The following is an 18,378-nucleotide window of genomic DNA, read 5'->3' on the forward strand; positions in this document are numbered from 1 at the left end:
AGTGCCTGTTACGACTTTTGACTTCGGTGAACTACGCTTTTTCAGCTTCAGCAATTTTCACTTTCCACGTGTCAGGGCCGATCTGGTGTGCGTTCACGCCGTTTGAGTCAACCGCTACCGTTACAGGCATGTCTTCAACTTCAAACTCATAGATCGCTTCCATACCGAGATCTTCAAACGCAACCACACGTGCTTTTTTAATGGCTTTAGCCACCAAATAAGCTGCACCGCCAACCGCCATCAGGTAAACCGATTTATGCTGTTTGATTGATTCAACCGTTGCAGGACCACGTTCAGCTTTACCGATCATACCCATAATGCCGGTTTCTTCTAGCATCATGTCGGTGAACTTATCCATACGAGTAGACGTTGTAGGGCCAGCAGGACCTACCGCTTCATCACCCACAGCATCAACAGGCCCTACGTAGTAAATAAACTTACCTTTCAGGTCGACGCCTTCAGGTAAACCTTCACCACTTTCAAGCATGCCTTGAATACGCTTATGCGCTGCATCACGACCGGTTAAGATCTTACCTGATAGAAGAACCGTCTCGCCAGTCTTCCACTCTTGAACGTCTTCTTTGGTAATTTCATCAAGGTTAACACGGCGTGTATTGGCGCCGGCTTCCCAAGTAATGTCTGGCCACTCTTCTAGCTTAGGTGGCGTTAGCTCTGCAGGGCCGCTGCCGTCTAATGTGAAATGTACGTGACGCGTTGCTGCACAGTTCGGGATCAAGCAAACAGGCTTAGAGGCGGCGTGCGTTGGTGCTGTTTTGATTTTCACGTCAACCACAGTCGTTAGACCGCCAAGACCTTGCGCACCAATACCAAGCTTGTTTACACGGTTGAAGATATCTAAACGAAGCTCTTCTTCTGCGTTCTCTGGGCCTTTGTCGATAAGCTCTTGAATATCGATGTGCTCCATCAGAGATTCTTTCGCTAGAACTGCAGCTTTCTCAGCCGTGCCGCCAATACCTATGCCTAGCATGCCCGGTGGACACCAGCCCGCGCCCATTGTTGGCAGCGTCTTCTCTACCCACTCTGCAATATCATCAGAAGGGTTAAGCATTACCATCTTGGTTTTGTTCTCAGAACCGCCGCCTTTTGCCGCGATTTGAATTTCAACTTTGTTGCCTGGAACCATATTAATGTGAACAACCGCTGGTGTGTTGTCTTTGGTATTAATACGCTTACCTGCAGGGTCCATTAGGACAGATGCACGCAATGGGTTATCTGGATTGTTGTAAGCTTGACGAACGCCTTCATCAACCATCTGTTGTACTGTTTGATCCGTTTCCCACCTAACATCCATACCGATGTTCACGAAACAAGTAACAATACCCGTATCCTGACAAATTGGACGATGGCCTTCCGCAGACATGCGTGAGTTGATAAGAATCTGAGCAATAGCATCTTTCGCTGCTTGGCTCTCTTCTTTCTCGTACGCTTTTTCTAGGGCTTGGACAAAGTCTAAAGGGTGATAATAAGAAATGTACTGAAGTGCGTCAGCGACACTGCTGATCACATCTTGCTTACGAATAACCGTCATTGCATGCCTCTTTATTGTTCTGGTTCCATGTGGGGTCTTGGTTTGACTGTTTTGTTAAACCGGGCTAGTTGGCTTAGCTTTTTATTATGTTGAGCTGTATTTAGTTGCTTTAGCAATCGCTTGCATAGCTGTAAACTAAACCACTTGGATTACTCCGTTCTAATCAAGAACCCATTTTATTTTCAATTTATGATACTCTTGCTTCCTCTCACACGCCATGCAGTGATCGAACTCTTTGTCACAAATTAAACAAATGAATAACAACGAATTTCGCTCTATCCAAATCAAGCCGCTTGAATATCAATCAACTTTAGCTAAACAGCTGTTTTCTCATATTGAAAGCGTGCCGTGGGCAATGCTATTACGCTCTGCCTCAGAAAGCCACGTTGATAGTCGATACGACATTTTAGTTGCTCAACCCATCGCCACCTTCGAGACAATCGGTGCAAAAACGACCGTTAATGTTAATGAGACGTGCGCTGTTTCAGACTCCGATCCTTTCGAACTACTCGACCAATATCAGCAGCAATTACTGCCCGCTACCAAAGACTACCCTGAGTTGCCATTTGTTGGCGGTGCCTTAGGCTACTTTAGCTACGATTTAGGTCGCAGAGTCGAGGCGCTTCCTTCACTTGCTGAACGTGACATTGAAGCGCCAGACATGGCGGTTGGCTTGTATGAATGGGCCATAGTGGTTGATCACAAGCTTAAGATGGCATGCGTCGTTGGACAAAATATCGAGACGCATTGGAATTGGTTATCAGAGCAGCAAGACAAACCGCAAGCCGAACAGTTCCACCTTACGACACCTTGGCAATCGAACATGAGCGAACAGAGCTATTCTGACAAGTTCAACAGCGTTCAAGAATACTTGTTGTCGGGCGACTGCTATCAGATAAACTTAGCTCAGCGATTCAATGCCCAATACCAAGGCAGTGAGTGGCTCGCGTATGAAAAACTTGAGCAGTACAACTCGGCTCCATTCTCTGGTTTTATCCGTTTAGCAAACTGCACTATTCTCAGTGTCTCACCTGAGCGTTTTTTAGAACTCAATAGTGGCACCATTGAAACAAAACCGATCAAAGGTACGCGCCCTCGTTCTGAAGATCCGATGATTGATGACGCCAATGCTCAAGATCTGTTGACTGCTGAGAAAGATCAGGCCGAAAACCTGATGATCGTTGACCTACTGCGCAATGACATAGGCAGAGTCGCTAAGCCGGGAACCGTTCATGTACCAAAGCTATTCGATATAGAGAGTTTCCCTGCCGTGCACCACTTAGTGAGCACGATACGGGCAGACCTTGATGTTGAATATTCAGCACATGACCTATTAAGGGCTTGCTTTCCTGGGGGGTCGATTACGGGTGCACCAAAAGTTCGCGCCATGCAGATCATAGAAGAGTTAGAGCCTCATCGACGCTCAGCGTATTGCGGCAGTATCGGCTACATCAGTCGAAATGGCAGAATGGACACCAGCATTACCATTCGTACATTAGTGGCTGAGAACAACAGGCTTTATGCTTGGGCTGGTGGTGGTGTGGTGTTTGATAGTGATTGTGCCTCTGAATATCAAGAAACATTGGATAAGCTGAGTCGCATCCTTCCAGTGCTTGAAGAGTGCTAGGTAAAAGCTCGATATAAAAGAAACCGAAGGAGCATAAGATCTCTTCGGTTTTTTTGGGTCTCTGAGTCTGAGTATATTATTTCTCTTTCTGTTAGCGTTGCTTATGCCACATTCGCCGCAGAAGCTCCCCACTTTTTAAGCATTTCTGTCAGGTCGTTGGCAGTGTAAGGCTTACTAAGAATGTCATCCATACCACACTGGATGCACCGTTCCCGCTCTTCTAATGTCGTACCAGCGGTCAGTGCCACAATAGATTTTACGTAACCTTTCTCTCTGAGCTTTTCCGTCGCCTCAAAGCCGTCCATGACCGGCATTCTGCAATCCATGAACACAATATCGTAATCATTGCCTGCGGCTAGCTCGAACCCTTCTATACCGTTACTTGCGATAACAGGTTCAATCTCGTGTTTACGTAGCATTTGTTGGATGATGATTTGGTTCATCTTAATATCATCGACCACCAGCACTCTGAGCAATGACAGGTCAATCTCAGACTCAAAGCCTTTAGCTACGCTATCACTCTCCGTCAGTGAATCGACCACTTGAAGAGGAACCGAGACGGTAAACCTAGTACCCGAACCGACAACACTGGTCACGCCAATGTTGCCACTCATCAACGCAACCAACTTACGACAAATAGCCAAACCAAGCCCGGTACCTTCATAGTTTCGGCTACTTGAGTTGTCGACCTGCGTAAAAGGTTCAAAGAGGGTTTTGTGGGCAGACTTTGCGATACCGACCCCAGTGTCCTCAACAGAAAAAATGAATCGATCATTGAGCCATTTTATTTCAACGCTCACGCGCCCTTGATCTGTGAACTTAATTGCATTGCCGATTAAATTTACAAACAATTGAGTGATGCGCTCTAAGTCACCGTAGAAATGACTGGGTACCCCATCGGCTATATTGACATCAAACTGAAGCTGCTTTTCAATCGCTCGATTGGTAAAAATACTGCCAATCGTGTTTTTCAAATCATGTAGCGCAAATTTCTTCGGAATAAGCTCCAACATACCCGCGTTGATTTTACTGTAATCCAATAAATCATTAATGATGGTTCTAAGAAACTCACCAGATTGACTTAGGTTATTCACTATTTCACGTTGAGAGCTAGTCAGTTCGGTATCGCTGATCAATTCAGCACTGCCCAATAAGCCGTTGAGTGGAGTTCTTAATTCATGATTAATCATCGCTACAAAATCGCGTGTTGCCCTTTCCGACTCTTCTGCTCGCTTACGTGATTCAATATTTCGGTTAATCGCAAGCTGATGGGTTAAGGCGCTGCATATCAGATCCGTCACTAGCAAAAGTTGACTCTCGATAAATTCATAGTCTTGGTCTAGCAACCTAACCTTCACTATTAACGCACCGACTATCACCTTCTCTACTTCGAGAGGTACTGTCAGTAAATCGCCTCGCCATTGAGGCTCCTGAATATTTTGGTCTAATTCACCGACAGTTTCGTCACCGTAGTCATTTGTGAGAAGCTGCGGGATCAGTTTAGGCGGGAGTATCAGGCGACTCGCTTCAATCAAATAACTGTTGGTCACGTTGGTCGTTAACTCTGACAACATAATATCATCGAGATCATTCCTAAGAAACGCGCGTCCGAAATCAATCAACAGGTTGTCGATCTGTTCTTGGAATTCGATCCGTCGAATATTCGCATTGGAACGCTTTTCTAATTGGCGTAGCGCAAGCTCTAGCTGTTGGTTGGCCTCAAACAGTTCGAGACTCTTTTGCTCCAACAAAGCTTCAGCCGCTTTCCGAGCTGCTATTTGACGTTTAAGTTTTTTCTCTTGGGCAGATGCCAGATCCATATCACTTTTCTACTTTGAGATTAAACCTAACCACACTTTGATCATCATTTTGTGGCGTCATTTCTACCCCAATTGATTCACCGTGGTACTCAGCACACCCTTCTATGAGTCCCAAGCAAACATGAGACATGCACCGTGCGCTTTTATAGTCAAAGACAAGTTGCGCTTCGGTCGTGGTGATAAAGCTAAATTTTGGAGGCTCAGCATCTGGGTAGAGCTTCTTCACTTCCACGTGAATGTAACGCTCTACGTGCTGAATAAATTGAAAAGTGGTGTTGCTGTGGGCGAGGCTCGCTTTATTCGGTAATGACGCCAACAAGTTTTTAAAAACAGACTGTCCAAAAACACGTTGTAAGCTCGCTGCATCAATATCAGTTTTTTTGCTCAGATTGATAATCAACCGAACAAGATCTTGATGGTCATAACTGCCTACTGATGTGTAGATCCCCTCATCTTCTGACATTTCTAGAACTTCTTCCAAAAGCTCTAACCCAAACTTGTCTTCAACAAGCTCTAAAAATTCGGTGAATATGATTCCTTTCATCTCATACCTTTTCTTCTATTTCTTTTTAGAATGGTCCACTAAGTTATTGTTATCAAATTCTTAAACAGAAAATATATGTTTCATCACCCAATTTATGACATGGGTAACGCTTACTAGCGCATTTTAAGAAAATTCGTGACTAGCCGGCTCTTGTTATGTCCTGTGATCCCCTCTACTAAAGGAGGAATATGACGACAAATGAGAAATTAGTAATCAACACACGGTTATGTCTATACTTAAAATCATAATAATCAATATATTGGCTTTATATGAACAAAGACAACTTCCTTCAACAATTCCAGCTCAACTCTACCGTTGGCTATCACCCAGAATCCATTGAGCGCGTTTCGCACATCAGTGACGACCAATTGCGTAAAGCGGCAGTGGTAGTCGGTTTAGTGGAACGAGAAGATGGTTTACACGTCATTTTTACTAAAAGAGCAGCACATCTTAAACATCACCCTGGCCAAATCAGTTTTCCCGGAGGAAAACACGAACTCTCTGACCCTTCTATGCAATTCACCGCACTTAGAGAACTCCACGAAGAGGTCGGAATTCGATCGAATCAAGTTAAAATTGTTGGGCAATTACCCACTTTAAGTACCATTAGTAAATTTTTAGTTACACCGATTGTTGTAATGGTTGATTCTGACTATAAAGCCATCATCGATGAGAACGAAGTTGCCTCTATTTTTGAGGTGCCAGCCACCTATATTTTGGACCAAGCCAAGTTACACAGCCACACTGTTAACTTTAAACAAATCAAGCATCGTGTTTTTACGATGCCCTTCCAAGAGCACCTAATTTGGGGCGTTACAGCGCAAATCATCCAATCTCTGCAGCAACACGTAGTGCAACAAATTACATAGCAACTACGTTTTGTTTAATCCTTGTTAACAAATAACGACCTTTCCATGGAACAAATTTATTAATCCAATTTTGCGCAAACGTTTCCCTGATATGATTCTGTACTGAACCACCTTTCGCATAAATAAAACTAATGCCAAGCATAAACATAAATCACCTGTGGCACGCTATTTTCGTGATCAAAAATCCATTTTTCGCATATCATGTGACACGCCATTTCATTACATGATTTAGATCTATTTTTTGTAGAAGAAAATTCTGCAGAATTAGCCCCGACTTATTTCCTGTTCCCAAAAAATGAGTAATTTAACATGAACACAACAACTTCTTCGGCAAATGCCGTTACAGATACAAGCAAGTTTAACTATAAAGATTTTACCTGGTGTCTATCACTATTCGGTACAGCAGTTGGTGCTGGTGTACTATTCCTTCCAATCAAAGCTGGTGCGGGTGGTTTTTGGCCACTAGTTATCCTAGCTTTAATCGCGGCACCAATGACTTGGTTCGCACACAAATCTCTAGCTCGTTTCGTACTGTCTTCTAAGAACCCTGAAGCAGATATTACAGACACAGTTGAAGAACACTTCGGTAAGACTGGCGCGAACCTTATTACTTTCGCTTACTTTTTCGCTATCTACCCAATCGTTCTTATCTACGGTGTTGGTATCACAAACACGGTTGACTCTTTCCTAGTAAACCAAATGGGCATGGAATCTATTCCTCGTCCTCTTCTTTCTGGTGCACTTATCCTTGCTATGACAGCAGGTGTTGTATTCGGTAAAGAGCTGATGCTTAAAGCAACTTCAGCAATGGTTTACCCTCTAGTATTCGTACTACTAGCGCTGTCTTTCTACCTAGTTCCTGATTGGAACACTTCAATGATGGAAACAAGCCCAGAATGGTCAGCAATGCCTTCTATTATCTGGCTTGCGATTCCAATCATCGTGTTCTCTTTCAACCACAGCCCAATCATTTCACAGTTCTCTAAAGAGCAACGTCGTGTATACGGTGAAGACGCAGTTAAGAAAACTGACGCGATCACTGGTGGCGCAGCAATGATGCTGATGGGTTTTGTAATGTTCTTCGTATTCTCTGTGGTACTTTCTCTATCTCCAGAGCAATTAGCAACAGCGCAATCTCAAAACATCTCGGTTCTTTCTTACCTAGCTAACGTTCATGAGTCTCCACTTATCTCTTACATGGGTCCTCTTGTAGCGTTCGCAGCAATCACTTCTAGCTACTTCGGTCACTTCCTAGGTGCTCATGAAGGTCTTGTTGGTCTAATTAAGTCTCGCTCTGGTTCTTCAATCAGCACGATTGAGAAAGCATCTCTAGCGTTCATCGTTGTTACAACTTGGATTGTTGCGGTAGTTAACCCAAGCATCCTAGGTATGATTGAAACAATGGGTGCTCCAATGATTGCAGCTATCCTATTCCTAATGCCTGTATTCGCGATGCAGAAAGTACCAGCGATGGCTAAGTACAAAACTTCAGCACCTGTGCAAATCTTTACAGCTTTATGTGGTCTAGCGGCTATTAGTTCTGTAATCTACGGCGCTCTTTAATCTCAAGTCCTTTTTATAAGATGACACCCATCTTATATGGCGAGATTAGACAAAAAATATAATGATAATAAATGAGCCTCCCTACTCCCCTTGGGAGGCTCTCTTTTTGAGGTAATCGCTATGATTAGTGTATTTGATATCTATAAAATCGGTGTTGGTCCATCGAGCTCACATACAGTTGGACCAATGAAAGCGGGTAAAGAATTTATTGATGACCTACGTTCAATGGGAAAATTGCGCGACATCACTAAAATCACCGTGGACGTATATGGATCACTATCACTGACAGGGAAAGGTCACCACACAGATATCGCAATCATCATGGGTCTTGCTGGCAATACTCCTGAGCGTGTTGATATCGATTCTATTGCAGGCTTCATTGCTCGAGTAGAAGAAACTGAACGTCTACCTGTTGGTATGCACTGTCATACTGTTTCGTTCCCACGCGATGGTGGAATGAACTTCCACACGAGCAACCTTTCTCTACACGAGAATGGCATGAGCATTCATGCTTGGGTTGATGACGAAGTCGCATACTCAAAAACGTACTACTCAATTGGTGGCGGTTTCATCGTTGACGAAGAGAACTTCGGCAAAGAAGAAGAAAACCCAATTAAAGCACCTTACGAATTCACAACAGCTGAAGAGCTGGTTAATCAGTGTAAAGAAAGTGGTCTTTCTATCAGTACACTGGTTATGAAAAATCAAGCGGCTTTCCACTCAGACGAAGAGTCTCGCACTTACTTCGCTAACATCTGGAAAACGATGCGTGAGTGTATGGATCGCGGTATGAATACTGAAGGTATCCTGCCTGGTCCACTGCGTGTACCTCGTCGTGCAGCAGCACTTCGCCAACAACTGATCACGTCAGAAAAAACAACTAACGATCCAATGACGGTTGTTGACTGGGTGAACATGTTTGCTTTCGCAGTAAACGAAGAGAATGCAGCTGGCGGTCGTGTAGTAACAGCACCAACAAACGGCGCATGTGGCATCATCCCTGCTGTATTGGCTTACTACGATAAGTTCATTCAAACAGTAACAGAGAAAGACTACATCCGTTACTTCGCAGCTTCTGGCGCGATCGGTGGTCTTTACAAGCGTAACGCTTCTATCTCTGGTGCTGAAGTTGGCTGTCAGGGTGAAGTTGGTGTGGCGTGTTCTATGGCTGCTGCTGGTCTTGCTGAGCTTATGGGTGGTAGCCCAGAGCAAGTATGTATGGCTGCTGAAATCGGCATGGAGCACAACCTAGGTCTAACGTGTGACCCAGTTGCTGGACAAGTACAAGTACCATGTATCGAGCGCAACGGTATTGCTGCAGTGAAAGCAATCAACTCGACTCGTATGGCACTTCGTCGTTCTTCTGCTCCTACTGTTTCTCTAGATAAAGTTATCGAAACTATGCTAGAAACCGGTAAAGACATGAACGCTAAATACCGTGAGACTTCTCAAGGTGGTTTGGCTGTTAAGGTTGTTTGTTAATAACCTCTAACACAGCTTGCTTGGTAACGAGCAAATAATAAAAAAGGAACGCTGATGCGTTCCTTTTTTTGTATCTGAATTCCGGTCACTTATATCTAAGATGCTCAATTCGCATCTTAGATAATTGACCAAAGAACTAGATCACTTGTGAGATAAGCAGGAAGCAACCAAACAGCAGCGAGAACAGCATCATTACGTTGCCACCTTCTGCTCGGTATCTGTCTTCCGCTACTTTCATAAAGCGTTGCTTATGAACCATCACCAGAGGAACAAAAACAGCCAAGAACACTAAGATGATGCCCGCGTAGTTCAACACTTGTAGGAACTTATCTGCAGCAAGCAGTGAACCCGCCAGCGGCAAGATGAAGCTAATGCAGTAAGTCACCGCTGTGTTTTGGTTGAACATATCTCTATTTTGGTTGAACAGCGCCATCGCCACACCAAAGAAAGAAGTTAACAGTGCCAAACCTGTGAAGGTAGAAAGAACATTACCCACCCAAGGAGACTGTGCCTCAAACGCCGCCATCAAATCAGAGACATTTTTGAAGCTTCTGAATTGCTCTTCACTCAGGTTACCGACCACAGCAAACAACCAGCATAAGTAGCAAGCAAGCGGGATAAGTGAACCGACGATCACCATGTTACGCAGCTGTTTGTCTGTCGCTTCGTGGTTGTAAGAAACCAAGGTTGGAATCACAACCATAAAGCCAAAGCTTGTGAATAGGATGGCACTGGTTTTGATGAGGTCAATGTGATCATGACTGGTTACTTGCATCAAGTTATCTTGAGTCATGCTCGGCGCCAAGAACGTCATGGTTGCAAACAAGCTCGCTAGCATCACGAAGAACAACGCACGATTCAGTTTATCAATTACACCAGTACCACTCGCGACTACGGCACCCGCAAGCAAGGTAAACACGATTTGGCTCGTAGTAGCGGTAATTTCAACGCCAAAGTTAGACAGCAACTTACTCAGCAAGTCGCCCGCGCCTAGAATGTAAGCCATTAATAGACAAATCAATAGCGCGTATAGCAAGCCGTTGGTCAGCAACTGACCTTGTTTGCCCAGAGTTTTTCGGGCAATAGAGTTTAATCCTAGACCGCCACCCGCTTTGATGGTCGCTTCTAGAAGTAGTAATGCTGCGTAAGTCGTACCGAAACAGATCAGTACCATAAGCAGTGTGCCGTAAAGCAATCCGAATTGAGCTAATACCATCGGGATCGCAAGCATACCAGCACCGAGAGCGGTACCAGCGATAATTAGGGAGCTACCCATCATTTTAATATTCATTGTTTTTAACTTATTTGTTTAGTTTTTATAGGTGTGAGTCTTTGTACATCGAGAGGATGACAAAGGCGTTCAGATAGAAATAAAGTTATAAAACGAATAACAATAGGAGCGATAAGTGGTAAAGAAGCGTGCAGAGACGTGGTCGAACAGGGCGTTCAAAGAGGATCTTGTCTTAAAAGAGGTAAAACGAGCAGTATGAGTGAGCATTAACTGATGTGGTGAACCTTCCGTAGGTTCAATAATCGGCGATGTAATCTTGAATTTCATGTATGTGTCCAATAATTGAGTCACATTCCATAGTATTTGAAGCAGCGTATCCGTTGCTGCCCTACCTCTATCATAGAGGTCTTTTCATCTTATCGAATGAGCCTCGAAACACAACGCTATAACCACAATTTTTGCTATTAAATTGAACAAAACGGCCATTTGGATATAAATCAACCACCAAGCGACTTAAACCAATCATCATCATTAATAAAAACTCACCACATAAATACACCCACTCCATCAACAACAAAGCTTGTATAAAGAACACCCAGACATATATGACAGCCACAAAAAAGGCGCTCTTGTGAGCACCTTTGAAGCTTTGAAGACTATAACCATAAAAACGATATTGAATACTATCGTATTGAAGGCAATTACTTTAAAAATATAGCTTTGAAATTACAGTCTCGAAACCTTATTCACCGCGGTAGATACAACCCGCTGTGCATGTTTCTTTAATCTCAACCTTGCTCAAAAGTGGCAAGCTTGGTTTTAGTTCGTTCCAGATCCACTTAGCCAATACTTCACTTGTCGGGTTTTCTAAACCTTCAATGTCGTTTAGGTAGTAATGGTCTAAACGGTCGTAAATGGGTTTGAATACAGCTTTAATTTCAGAAAAGTCGATTACCCAACCAGTATGCGGATCAACTTCGCCTTCTACGTACAAACGAACAAGAAAAGAGTGGCCATGCAAACGACCGCACTTATGCCCTTCTGGCACGTGGGGAAGATGGTGGGCTGCTTCAAACATAAACTCTTTGTATAACTCAGATCTCATTGTGTTTCTCAGGCTAAAAAAATGACACGCAATTTTACGTAAAACCCTTCCACTTCACAAGTTCTATCAATAGTAAGCTCTCAAACTGATTTATAAGACCAAACACTGTTAGTTACATCTATTAATAGATTCAACACTTAAAGGCCGAGAACACGGAAACAAGATCATACTTATCGCTATTTAATGATAAATTACTGACACTTACGCGCCAAAAAAACAACACAAAGTTGTTACATCACAGAAACATCATCATAAACGGAGAATGGTCACACTATTTGTTATACCCCATAGGTAGTAGGGTCTCTGACACGTACAGTATGCGTGTCATTATAAATACTAAAAACTATTCCCTATGCGCTCAACAATCACTTTCAAAATCTTGGTGGCTTTGGCCGTCGTGTTTACCTTCCTGCTTGCCATATCGACGTATTTTCAATATTCGCAACAAAAAGAGTTGGTTAACTCGGTGCTCAGTGAACAACTACACGACAAAGCGAGTAACTATTTCGATAGCCTCAACATGATGATGCTCACTGGCACCATGGCGCAAAAAGAGACACTTCGTCAGAAAGCGCTAGCTCAAGAAGGTATTGAAAATGTTCGTGTATTACGTGCCGATACAGTGAGCAAGTTATACGGCCCCGGCAATGAAAACCAAACGCCTGTCGATGATATTGATAAACGAGCGCTAGCGGGTGAAACCGTTATCGAGCCCTTTTCTGCCGACTGGGGTAAAGGCTTGGTTATTGCTCTGCCAATGAAATCGAGTGAAGATTACCGAGGTACCAATTGTGTGGCCTGTCATATGGCGCCACAAGGTGAAGTATTGGGTGCCATTCGCCTCGAATATAACCTCAGCCACGCCAACTCACTGATCAACACTCAAACCATGGCCGCTATCGGTATTATGGCGGTGATCTCCTTTGCCGGATTCGTTCTTACTATGGGATTGATTCGTAAGATCATCGTACGCCCTCTTCAACAGACATCTCGCTTTATGACCCAAGTCAGCAATGATAAGAACCTATCAACTCGCCTGCCAGAGCAAAGTAAGGATGAAATAGGTACGCTGGCTAACTCCATCAACTCATTCATGGGCACCGTTTCTAACAGTTTGGAAAAGGTACAAGACACTTCGCACAAGTTGAATGCGTCTGCCAACCAACTGACTAGTGTTGCGCAAATTACCGAGCAAGCCGCCAGCGATCAACAAAACGAAACAGCGGAAGTGCAAAACAATGTCGAAGGAATACAGGCACAGCAAGTCAATGTAGAACAAGCGACTTTAACGGCTTCAGAGCTTATCAATCACACCGCCGATGTGGCGTGTAAGAGTGCCAATCAAGCACATGATGCAAGCAGTGAGATAAAGAACCTAGTCAGCAGTATTGAAGAAGTAAAACACAAGATACAAACACTTAATGAGCAAACTGGAGAAGTCTCTTCAATATTGGGTGTTATTCGAGGTATTGCAGACCAAACCAACCTTCTAGCCTTAAATGCGGCGATTGAAGCGGCTCGTGCGGGAGAACAAGGTCGGGGCTTTGCGGTAGTAGCAGATGAAGTTCGTGATCTTGCATCACGAACGGCAGAGGCAACGGGCAGTATTGAATCGATTATCCATCAGTTCCAGAAAGGCAGTGAAGAATCTCTGACTTCTGCCGACCGCGTTTGCGAACAAGCGCATCAAAGCTCAACAGATATCGACGCACTGTCCGTTGAAATGAACGGTGTCGTTGAAGAAATGAAACAAGTTCTGGCTCATGCGCAAAATATTCAACAACAGACGCAATCCACTACACACGCAACCCAAGATGTGCAACAAAAGGTGGAAACCATCACTTCTCATGCTGACAACACATCACAATCTGCGGCTGAGACTCGTGACATCAGTAATGATTTAGAAGAACTTTCGGATCATCTCGAGTCACTGATTAATCAATTCACGCTCGCCAACACTGGAAATCGTAAAAATTAGTATTCAATTGAGACTAAAGAGACAACTTTTGGTGTGACAAAGTAGAAAATAGAGCAAAAAATCAGCCCTTATTGGCTTTTATCCTCGATAGACAAAATATTTCTTTCACCAAGCAAGAATAAAGGTTGAAGCTGTCGTTATGACAGGTAATATGTTCAATCGATTTAAAAAGTTTATACAACTCAATGTTTCGGCTAATTATTGTGCAAATGTATGTTTATTTGCAGCAAAGCTAGATACTTCGAGTTGAATTTGTCCCTCAATGGAGAATGAAATCAACATGACTTACGCGCCTGTAACAGACGTACTTGGCGGCAAGCTAGCGGTAGACAGTGAAGTAACTGTTCGCGGCTGGATCCGTTCACGTCGTGATTCCAAAGCTGGAATCTCTTTCCTTGCCATTTATGACGGCTCTTGTTTCGACCCGATTCAGGCCGTGGTTCCTAATAATCTTAATAATTACGAAGACGAAGTATTAAAGCTAACAACTGGCTGCTCTGTTGAAGTAACAGGTAAGATTGTTGAGTCTCCTGCGAAAGGTCAAGACTTCGAACTAGCAGCAACTGACGTTAAAGTTGTAGGCTGGGTTGAAGACGCTGACACTTACCCAATGGCTAAGACACGTCACTCTATCGAATACCTTCGTGAAGTTGCTCACCTACGCCCACGTACAAACGTGATCGGCGCAGTAGCACGTGTACGTAACTGTCTATCTCAAGCGATTCACCGTTTCTACCACGAGCAAGGTTTCTTCTGGACTTCAGCTCCGCTTATCACTGCATCTGATGCAGAAGGCGCTGGCGAAATGTTCCGCGTATCTACGCTAGACATGGAAAACCTACCTCGCACTGACGAAGGCAAAGTTGATTTCAACGAAGATTTCTTCGGTAAAGAGACTTTCCTAACTGTATCTGGCCAACTTAATGCTGAAGCTTACGCTTGTGCACTAAGCAAGGTTTACACGTTCGGTCCTACGTTCCGTGCTGAAAACTCAAACACAAGCCGCCACCTAGCTGAGTTCTGGATGGTTGAGCCTGAAGTTGCGTTTGCAGACCTTGACGATGTAGCGAAACTGGCTGAAGACATGCTTAAGTACGTTTTCGCTGCTGTTCTTGAAGAGCGCCGTGACGACCTTGAGTTCTTCGCTTCTCGCATCGACAAGCAAGCAATTACTCGTCTAGAGCAATTCGTTGACGCTGATTTTGCACAAGTTGACTACACTGACGCAATCCAAATCCTACTAGACTCTGGTAAGAAATTTGAATTTGACGTTGAGTGGGGCATCGACATGTCTTCTGAGCATGAACGTTACCTAGCTGAAGAGCACTTCAAAGCGCCTGTTATCGTTAAGAACTACCCGAAAGACATCAAAGCTTTCTACATGCGCTTAAACGACGACGGCAAAACAGTTGCAGCAATGGACGTACTTGCACCAGGCATCGGTGAAATCATCGGTGGTGCACAACGTGAAGAGCGTCTAGACATTCTAGACGAGCGCATGATTGGTATGGGTATCGACCCTGAGCACATGAGCTGGTACCGCGATCTACGTAAATACGGTACAGTGCCACACGCTGGCTTCGGTCTTGGCTTCGAGCGCCTAGTATCTTACGTAACAGGTATGGGCAACGTTCGTGACGTTATCCCGTTCCCACGTACTCCACGCTCTGCAAACTTCTAATATCGGCTTGCTTCTTCTTTAAAAAAGTCAGTATCAGATAAAAAAACCTTCGTATATACGGAGGTTTTTTTTATGTCTTAATATTATCTCTATTCCTTTTTTCCCCACAGATTCACCTGCTCACTTTCATGAGCAAACCTCCAATCACTAGCTCAAATATAAAACTACAAATCAAAAGCTTACTTACTGTAATTTTATGTAATGAACACCTGACAAAGTCATACAGTATTGATGTCCTGTATAAATTATTCTTCTTACTAATTAATTTGTGAATATAAATTTTTAGGGACCCCAATGAAAACAAGCATTTTATCTGCAGTTCTACTAATCACTTTAACCGGATGTGGTGGCGGAGGATCATCGACTCCGGCTAAAAAGCCGGCGGTGAAACCAACACAAAAACCAACAGTCTTCATCTCTAAATGTTCGCAACCCTTACAAGGGGATACAGCCTTAACCTTCAAGATTAAAGGTACAATAGCGAGTGTCAATGGCGTTGCATGTAGTGGTAGCCCCAAAGCATTTGACGATATGATGAAAGCTCACCCGAATACAAAAACGCTGAACTTCATTGATATGGGTGGCTCTATGAATGATGACGCCAACATCCAACTAGCGTACAAAGTAAGAGCAAAGAAGTTAGACACGTACATTAGCTCGATTGGACATGTAGCGTCAGGCGGCACTGACCTTTTCGTTGCGGGTGTAAAAAGGACGGTTGAACCAGGCGCTCGATTAGGCGTGCACTCTTGGGCTGCAGGCTCTATACAAGGTGCTTCACTTCCTGTAGGACACAAAGAGCACAAGCCATACATTGATTACTATAAAAAAATGGGATTAAAAGATCCGAGCGGTTTCTACTGGTTTACCCTAAAAGCAGCACCTGCTAACGGTATGCATTATATGACTCCTGCTGAAGTATCTAAGTATGGTTTGGCGTCTGTAATGACGAATGTTACAAAAGACCTTAGAGCGAACTACACCCCTAAAAACAGCCTTTTGAACAACAACCTATTGGACGTTGTTAGTGATAGTCTGAAAGCTGTAGCCGTTGAAAACCACGTGAGAAGTACCGTATACGCGCTCGATCATGTCTCTACACTGCTATTCAAACAGTTCAATGTATCAAACCGAGATGAGTTAATAACCTACTTAAAGCTTAATGGGAAATTAGATCCTGTTACCCAATCGTATGTATTTAAAGCTTCATCAACGAAGCCGGCGACTATCTATAACTCAAAAACGGATACAATAAATACAACATATAGGTCCAACGATAAGTACCGTGTTGCTCCTAAACCCTTAATTGAAACGGGTTTGACGATCGAAAATTATGGCATTGAAGCATCGCATACATCTGTTCAGGTCGAATTGAACAAAAGCGCGATCCAAGTTGAGATTGAAGATCAACAATTTTCCCTAGTTAAAGATCCATCAGTAAACACAATTAACTACTGTAAAAAAGTTAAGTTCACGGTCGCATCAGGGAAACTGGTCACTGTTGCTAACTGCTTAGAGAGCACTCTCAAAGGTGACCAGGTTCAACTTGTCAGTTACGAAAGAACGACAAAGAGAAAGATACTAGGTAGTGCCACTCCTATCGTAAGCAAATCGATAACCAAGACTTCGAACTTTGAATTAAATGCTAAGCAAAGTACATTAATTACTAAGTAATTTTGCACATTGTAAAAGAAGCCCTACTTATATTAAGTAGGGCTTCTTTTTTATATATTGCGCTTAAGTTTCATTTAAGCTGTCCAGACTAAATTAGTCAGCCTTGCGTACCAAAAAGTGATCAAGCATTATTTTTTCGCCTGTACTTTGGAGAGGCTTGAATTCAATGACTAACTGATCGCCTTTCTGCTCAAACGTATTCACTTTCAAAAACAGACTTTCTTTGTCTGCTTTGATGTTATGAGCAACCTGTCGACCATTAACAAACACATCAAAGGCTGGAGCTTTAGGATTTGCAGGGATAACAGCTTCAAAAGTGTATTTTTCCCCTTCTATCGCATAAGCGGTGTTATAAATACCACCATCCTTCGTCCAGTAAGTACCATTGAAATCCATATTTTCAGCTTTCCAGTAACTGTAAAATGCGTGAAGATCTTCAATGTCATTCTGGGTCGTTGGTGTCCATTTCACATCATCAAGGTTTACAGGTTTCGTATAGCTGAAACCATGCTCTTGCATGTCACTTTGTAAGGTATCTAATCTTCCTAAGACATCATCGAAGGTATCTTGCCAGCCAAGTTCGCCATAATATTGAAGGCCAATTTCCCCAATAATATAAAACTCACCATCTCTTTCAATTGTAATACCCGATCCTGAATCTCCATGGATGATTAGCCACTGAAGATTGCTTTGGGGCATGATTACTGGATCGTACTTATATTCAGCTAACCATTTTTTATCGGTATCGTTGTACTTAACAAATTTTTTGCCGCCATTGCGCCCATTATAGTTACCAAAACCAACACTGTTGACTTCATAGACTTCCGAATGATTGAACATCCCTTTTTCTGGTAATTTAGCTGGTTTTATTCCGGTGATCGGTGTATCCAAACGCACAAGCGCGAAATCATAAACACCATCGGTAAACTCATATTCGCCCCACTCTCCATCGGGGTTAGTGGTCGCACGTGATGTATGAACAACGTTATATTTACCGTTCTCATCTTTTTTATAAGAAGAGCAAGTTACCGCGTTTTCATACCCTGCACTTTTAGAGCCAGATACGTGATTTGCTGTGATAACCCAATAAGGGTCGATTAAAGTGGCCGACCCTGCATTCATGTGACAAGCAAAATCAAATTGAGTTTGTAAGGCAAACGCTTTGTGTTGAGTAACAGAACGATCCATCTTACCGATGCCCGCTTGCGCTGAAAAAGCAGCAACGATTGCTGATACTAAAATGAGTCTGTTCATA

Annotated in this window: 13 protein-coding genes; 7 read left to right on the top strand and 6 right to left on the bottom strand. The window is 43.4% G+C overall.

Annotated features, from left to right (window positions below):
* Positions 1–31: 31 nt before the first annotated feature.
* Positions 32–1,549 carry a fumarate hydratase gene (locus OCV44_RS08315; RefSeq protein WP_009847029.1) on the bottom strand — a complete coding sequence of 506 codons (1,518 nt, stop codon included), beginning with the start codon at positions 1,547–1,549 and terminating at the stop codon, positions 32–34.
* Between the two features lie 253 nt (positions 1,550–1,802).
* Here OCV44_RS08315 and pabB point away from each other — a divergent pair, with 253 nt between their 5' ends.
* Positions 1,803–3,176, top strand: a complete 1,374-nt coding sequence (pabB, locus tag OCV44_RS08320) for an aminodeoxychorismate synthase component I (protein WP_139684863.1) — start codon at positions 1,803–1,805, stop codon at positions 3,174–3,176.
* Between the two features lie 101 nt (positions 3,177–3,277).
* Here pabB and OCV44_RS08325 read toward each other — a convergent pair whose 3' ends face one another.
* The gene (locus tag OCV44_RS08325) at positions 3,278–4,996 is read right to left on the bottom strand and encodes an ATP-binding protein (RefSeq protein WP_139684864.1); all 1,719 of its coding nucleotides are present in this window, start codon (positions 4,994–4,996) and stop codon (positions 3,278–3,280) included.
* A 1-nt stretch (position 4,997) separates the two neighbouring features.
* Complete coding sequence (locus tag OCV44_RS08330; protein WP_139684865.1) at positions 4,998–5,540, bottom strand: heme NO-binding domain-containing protein; 543 nt, start codon at positions 5,538–5,540, stop codon at positions 4,998–5,000.
* A 269-nt stretch (positions 5,541–5,809) separates the two neighbouring features.
* Between OCV44_RS08330 and OCV44_RS08335 the strand changes: the two genes are divergently transcribed.
* From OCV44_RS08335 to OCV44_RS08345, 3 genes are all read left to right on the top strand, one after another.
* Positions 5,810–6,409: a CoA pyrophosphatase gene (locus OCV44_RS08335; protein WP_139684866.1), complete on the top strand. Its 600-nt coding sequence runs from the start codon at positions 5,810–5,812 to the stop codon at positions 6,407–6,409.
* A 309-nt stretch (positions 6,410–6,718) separates the two neighbouring features.
* Complete coding sequence (locus OCV44_RS08340; protein WP_139684867.1) at positions 6,719–7,972, top strand: aromatic amino acid transport family protein; 1,254 nt, start codon at positions 6,719–6,721, stop codon at positions 7,970–7,972.
* Positions 7,973–8,092: 120 nt separating this feature from the next.
* On the top strand, positions 8,093–9,454 hold the full coding sequence (locus tag OCV44_RS08345) for an L-serine ammonia-lyase (RefSeq protein ID WP_009847036.1): 1,362 nt from the start codon (positions 8,093–8,095) through the stop codon (positions 9,452–9,454).
* A 136-nt stretch (positions 9,455–9,590) separates the two neighbouring features.
* Here the strand turns inward: OCV44_RS08345 and OCV44_RS08350 are convergent, their stop codons facing one another.
* Positions 9,591–10,733: an amino acid permease gene (locus OCV44_RS08350; RefSeq protein WP_139684891.1), complete on the bottom strand. Its 1,143-nt coding sequence runs from the start codon at positions 10,731–10,733 to the stop codon at positions 9,591–9,593.
* Between the two features lie 694 nt (positions 10,734–11,427).
* Complete coding sequence (gene queD, locus OCV44_RS08355; protein WP_086049574.1) at positions 11,428–11,790, bottom strand: 6-carboxytetrahydropterin synthase QueD; 363 nt, start codon at positions 11,788–11,790, stop codon at positions 11,428–11,430.
* Positions 11,791–12,142: 352 nt separating this feature from the next.
* On the opposite strand from queD, the gene OCV44_RS08360 reads away from it, so the two are divergent.
* The 3 genes from OCV44_RS08360 (at position 12,143) to OCV44_RS08370 (ending at position 17,123) form a co-directional block, all read left to right on the top strand.
* Positions 12,143–13,768 (top strand): methyl-accepting chemotaxis protein, encoded by a 1,626-nt coding sequence (locus OCV44_RS08360; protein WP_139684868.1) that lies wholly within the window; start codon positions 12,143–12,145, stop codon positions 13,766–13,768.
* A 280-nt stretch (positions 13,769–14,048) separates the two neighbouring features.
* Positions 14,049–15,449: an asparagine--tRNA ligase gene (gene asnS / locus OCV44_RS08365; protein WP_065678729.1), complete on the top strand. Its 1,401-nt coding sequence runs from the start codon at positions 14,049–14,051 to the stop codon at positions 15,447–15,449.
* Positions 15,450–15,743: 294 nt separating this feature from the next.
* On the top strand, positions 15,744–17,123 hold the full coding sequence (locus tag OCV44_RS08370) for a COG3904 family protein (RefSeq protein WP_139684869.1): 1,380 nt from the start codon (positions 15,744–15,746) through the stop codon (positions 17,121–17,123).
* A gap of 93 nt (positions 17,124–17,216) precedes the next feature.
* Here OCV44_RS08370 and OCV44_RS08375 read toward each other — a convergent pair whose 3' ends face one another.
* Positions 17,217–18,377, bottom strand: a complete 1,161-nt coding sequence (locus OCV44_RS08375) for a trypsin-like serine peptidase (RefSeq protein WP_139684870.1) — start codon at positions 18,375–18,377, stop codon at positions 17,217–17,219.
* Position 18,378: the final 1 nt, after the last annotated feature.

Source organism: Vibrio tasmaniensis (genome assembly GCF_024347635.1).
Taxonomy (GTDB): Bacteria; Pseudomonadota; Gammaproteobacteria; order Enterobacterales; family Vibrionaceae; genus Vibrio; species Vibrio tasmaniensis.

Excerpts from the sequence above, each read along its gene's own strand:
- OCV44_RS08315 (WP_009847029.1), bottom strand. The coding sequence starts at position 1,549 with ATGACGGTTATTCGTAAGCAAGATGTGATCAGCAGTGTCGCTGACGCA.
- pabB (WP_139684863.1), top strand. The coding sequence starts at position 1,803 with ATGAATAACAACGAATTTCGCTCTATCCAAATCAAGCCGCTTGAATAT.
- OCV44_RS08325 (WP_139684864.1), bottom strand. The coding sequence starts at position 4,996 with ATGGATCTGGCATCTGCCCAAGAGAAAAAACTTAAACGTCAAATAGCA.
- OCV44_RS08330 (WP_139684865.1), bottom strand. The coding sequence starts at position 5,540 with ATGAAAGGAATCATATTCACCGAATTTTTAGAGCTTGTTGAAGACAAG.
- OCV44_RS08335 (WP_139684866.1), top strand. The coding sequence starts at position 5,810 with ATGAACAAAGACAACTTCCTTCAACAATTCCAGCTCAACTCTACCGTT.
- OCV44_RS08340 (WP_139684867.1), top strand. The coding sequence starts at position 6,719 with ATGAACACAACAACTTCTTCGGCAAATGCCGTTACAGATACAAGCAAG.
- OCV44_RS08345 (WP_009847036.1), top strand. The coding sequence starts at position 8,093 with ATGATTAGTGTATTTGATATCTATAAAATCGGTGTTGGTCCATCGAGC.
- OCV44_RS08350 (WP_139684891.1), bottom strand. The coding sequence starts at position 10,733 with ATGATGGGTAGCTCCCTAATTATCGCTGGTACCGCTCTCGGTGCTGGT.
- queD (WP_086049574.1), bottom strand. The coding sequence starts at position 11,790 with ATGAGATCTGAGTTATACAAAGAGTTTATGTTTGAAGCAGCCCACCAT.
- OCV44_RS08360 (WP_139684868.1), top strand. The coding sequence starts at position 12,143 with ATGCGCTCAACAATCACTTTCAAAATCTTGGTGGCTTTGGCCGTCGTG.
- asnS (WP_065678729.1), top strand. The coding sequence starts at position 14,049 with ATGACTTACGCGCCTGTAACAGACGTACTTGGCGGCAAGCTAGCGGTA.
- OCV44_RS08370 (WP_139684869.1), top strand. The coding sequence starts at position 15,744 with ATGAAAACAAGCATTTTATCTGCAGTTCTACTAATCACTTTAACCGGA.
- OCV44_RS08375 (WP_139684870.1), bottom strand. The coding sequence starts at position 18,377 with ATGAACAGACTCATTTTAGTATCAGCAATCGTTGCTGCTTTTTCAGCG.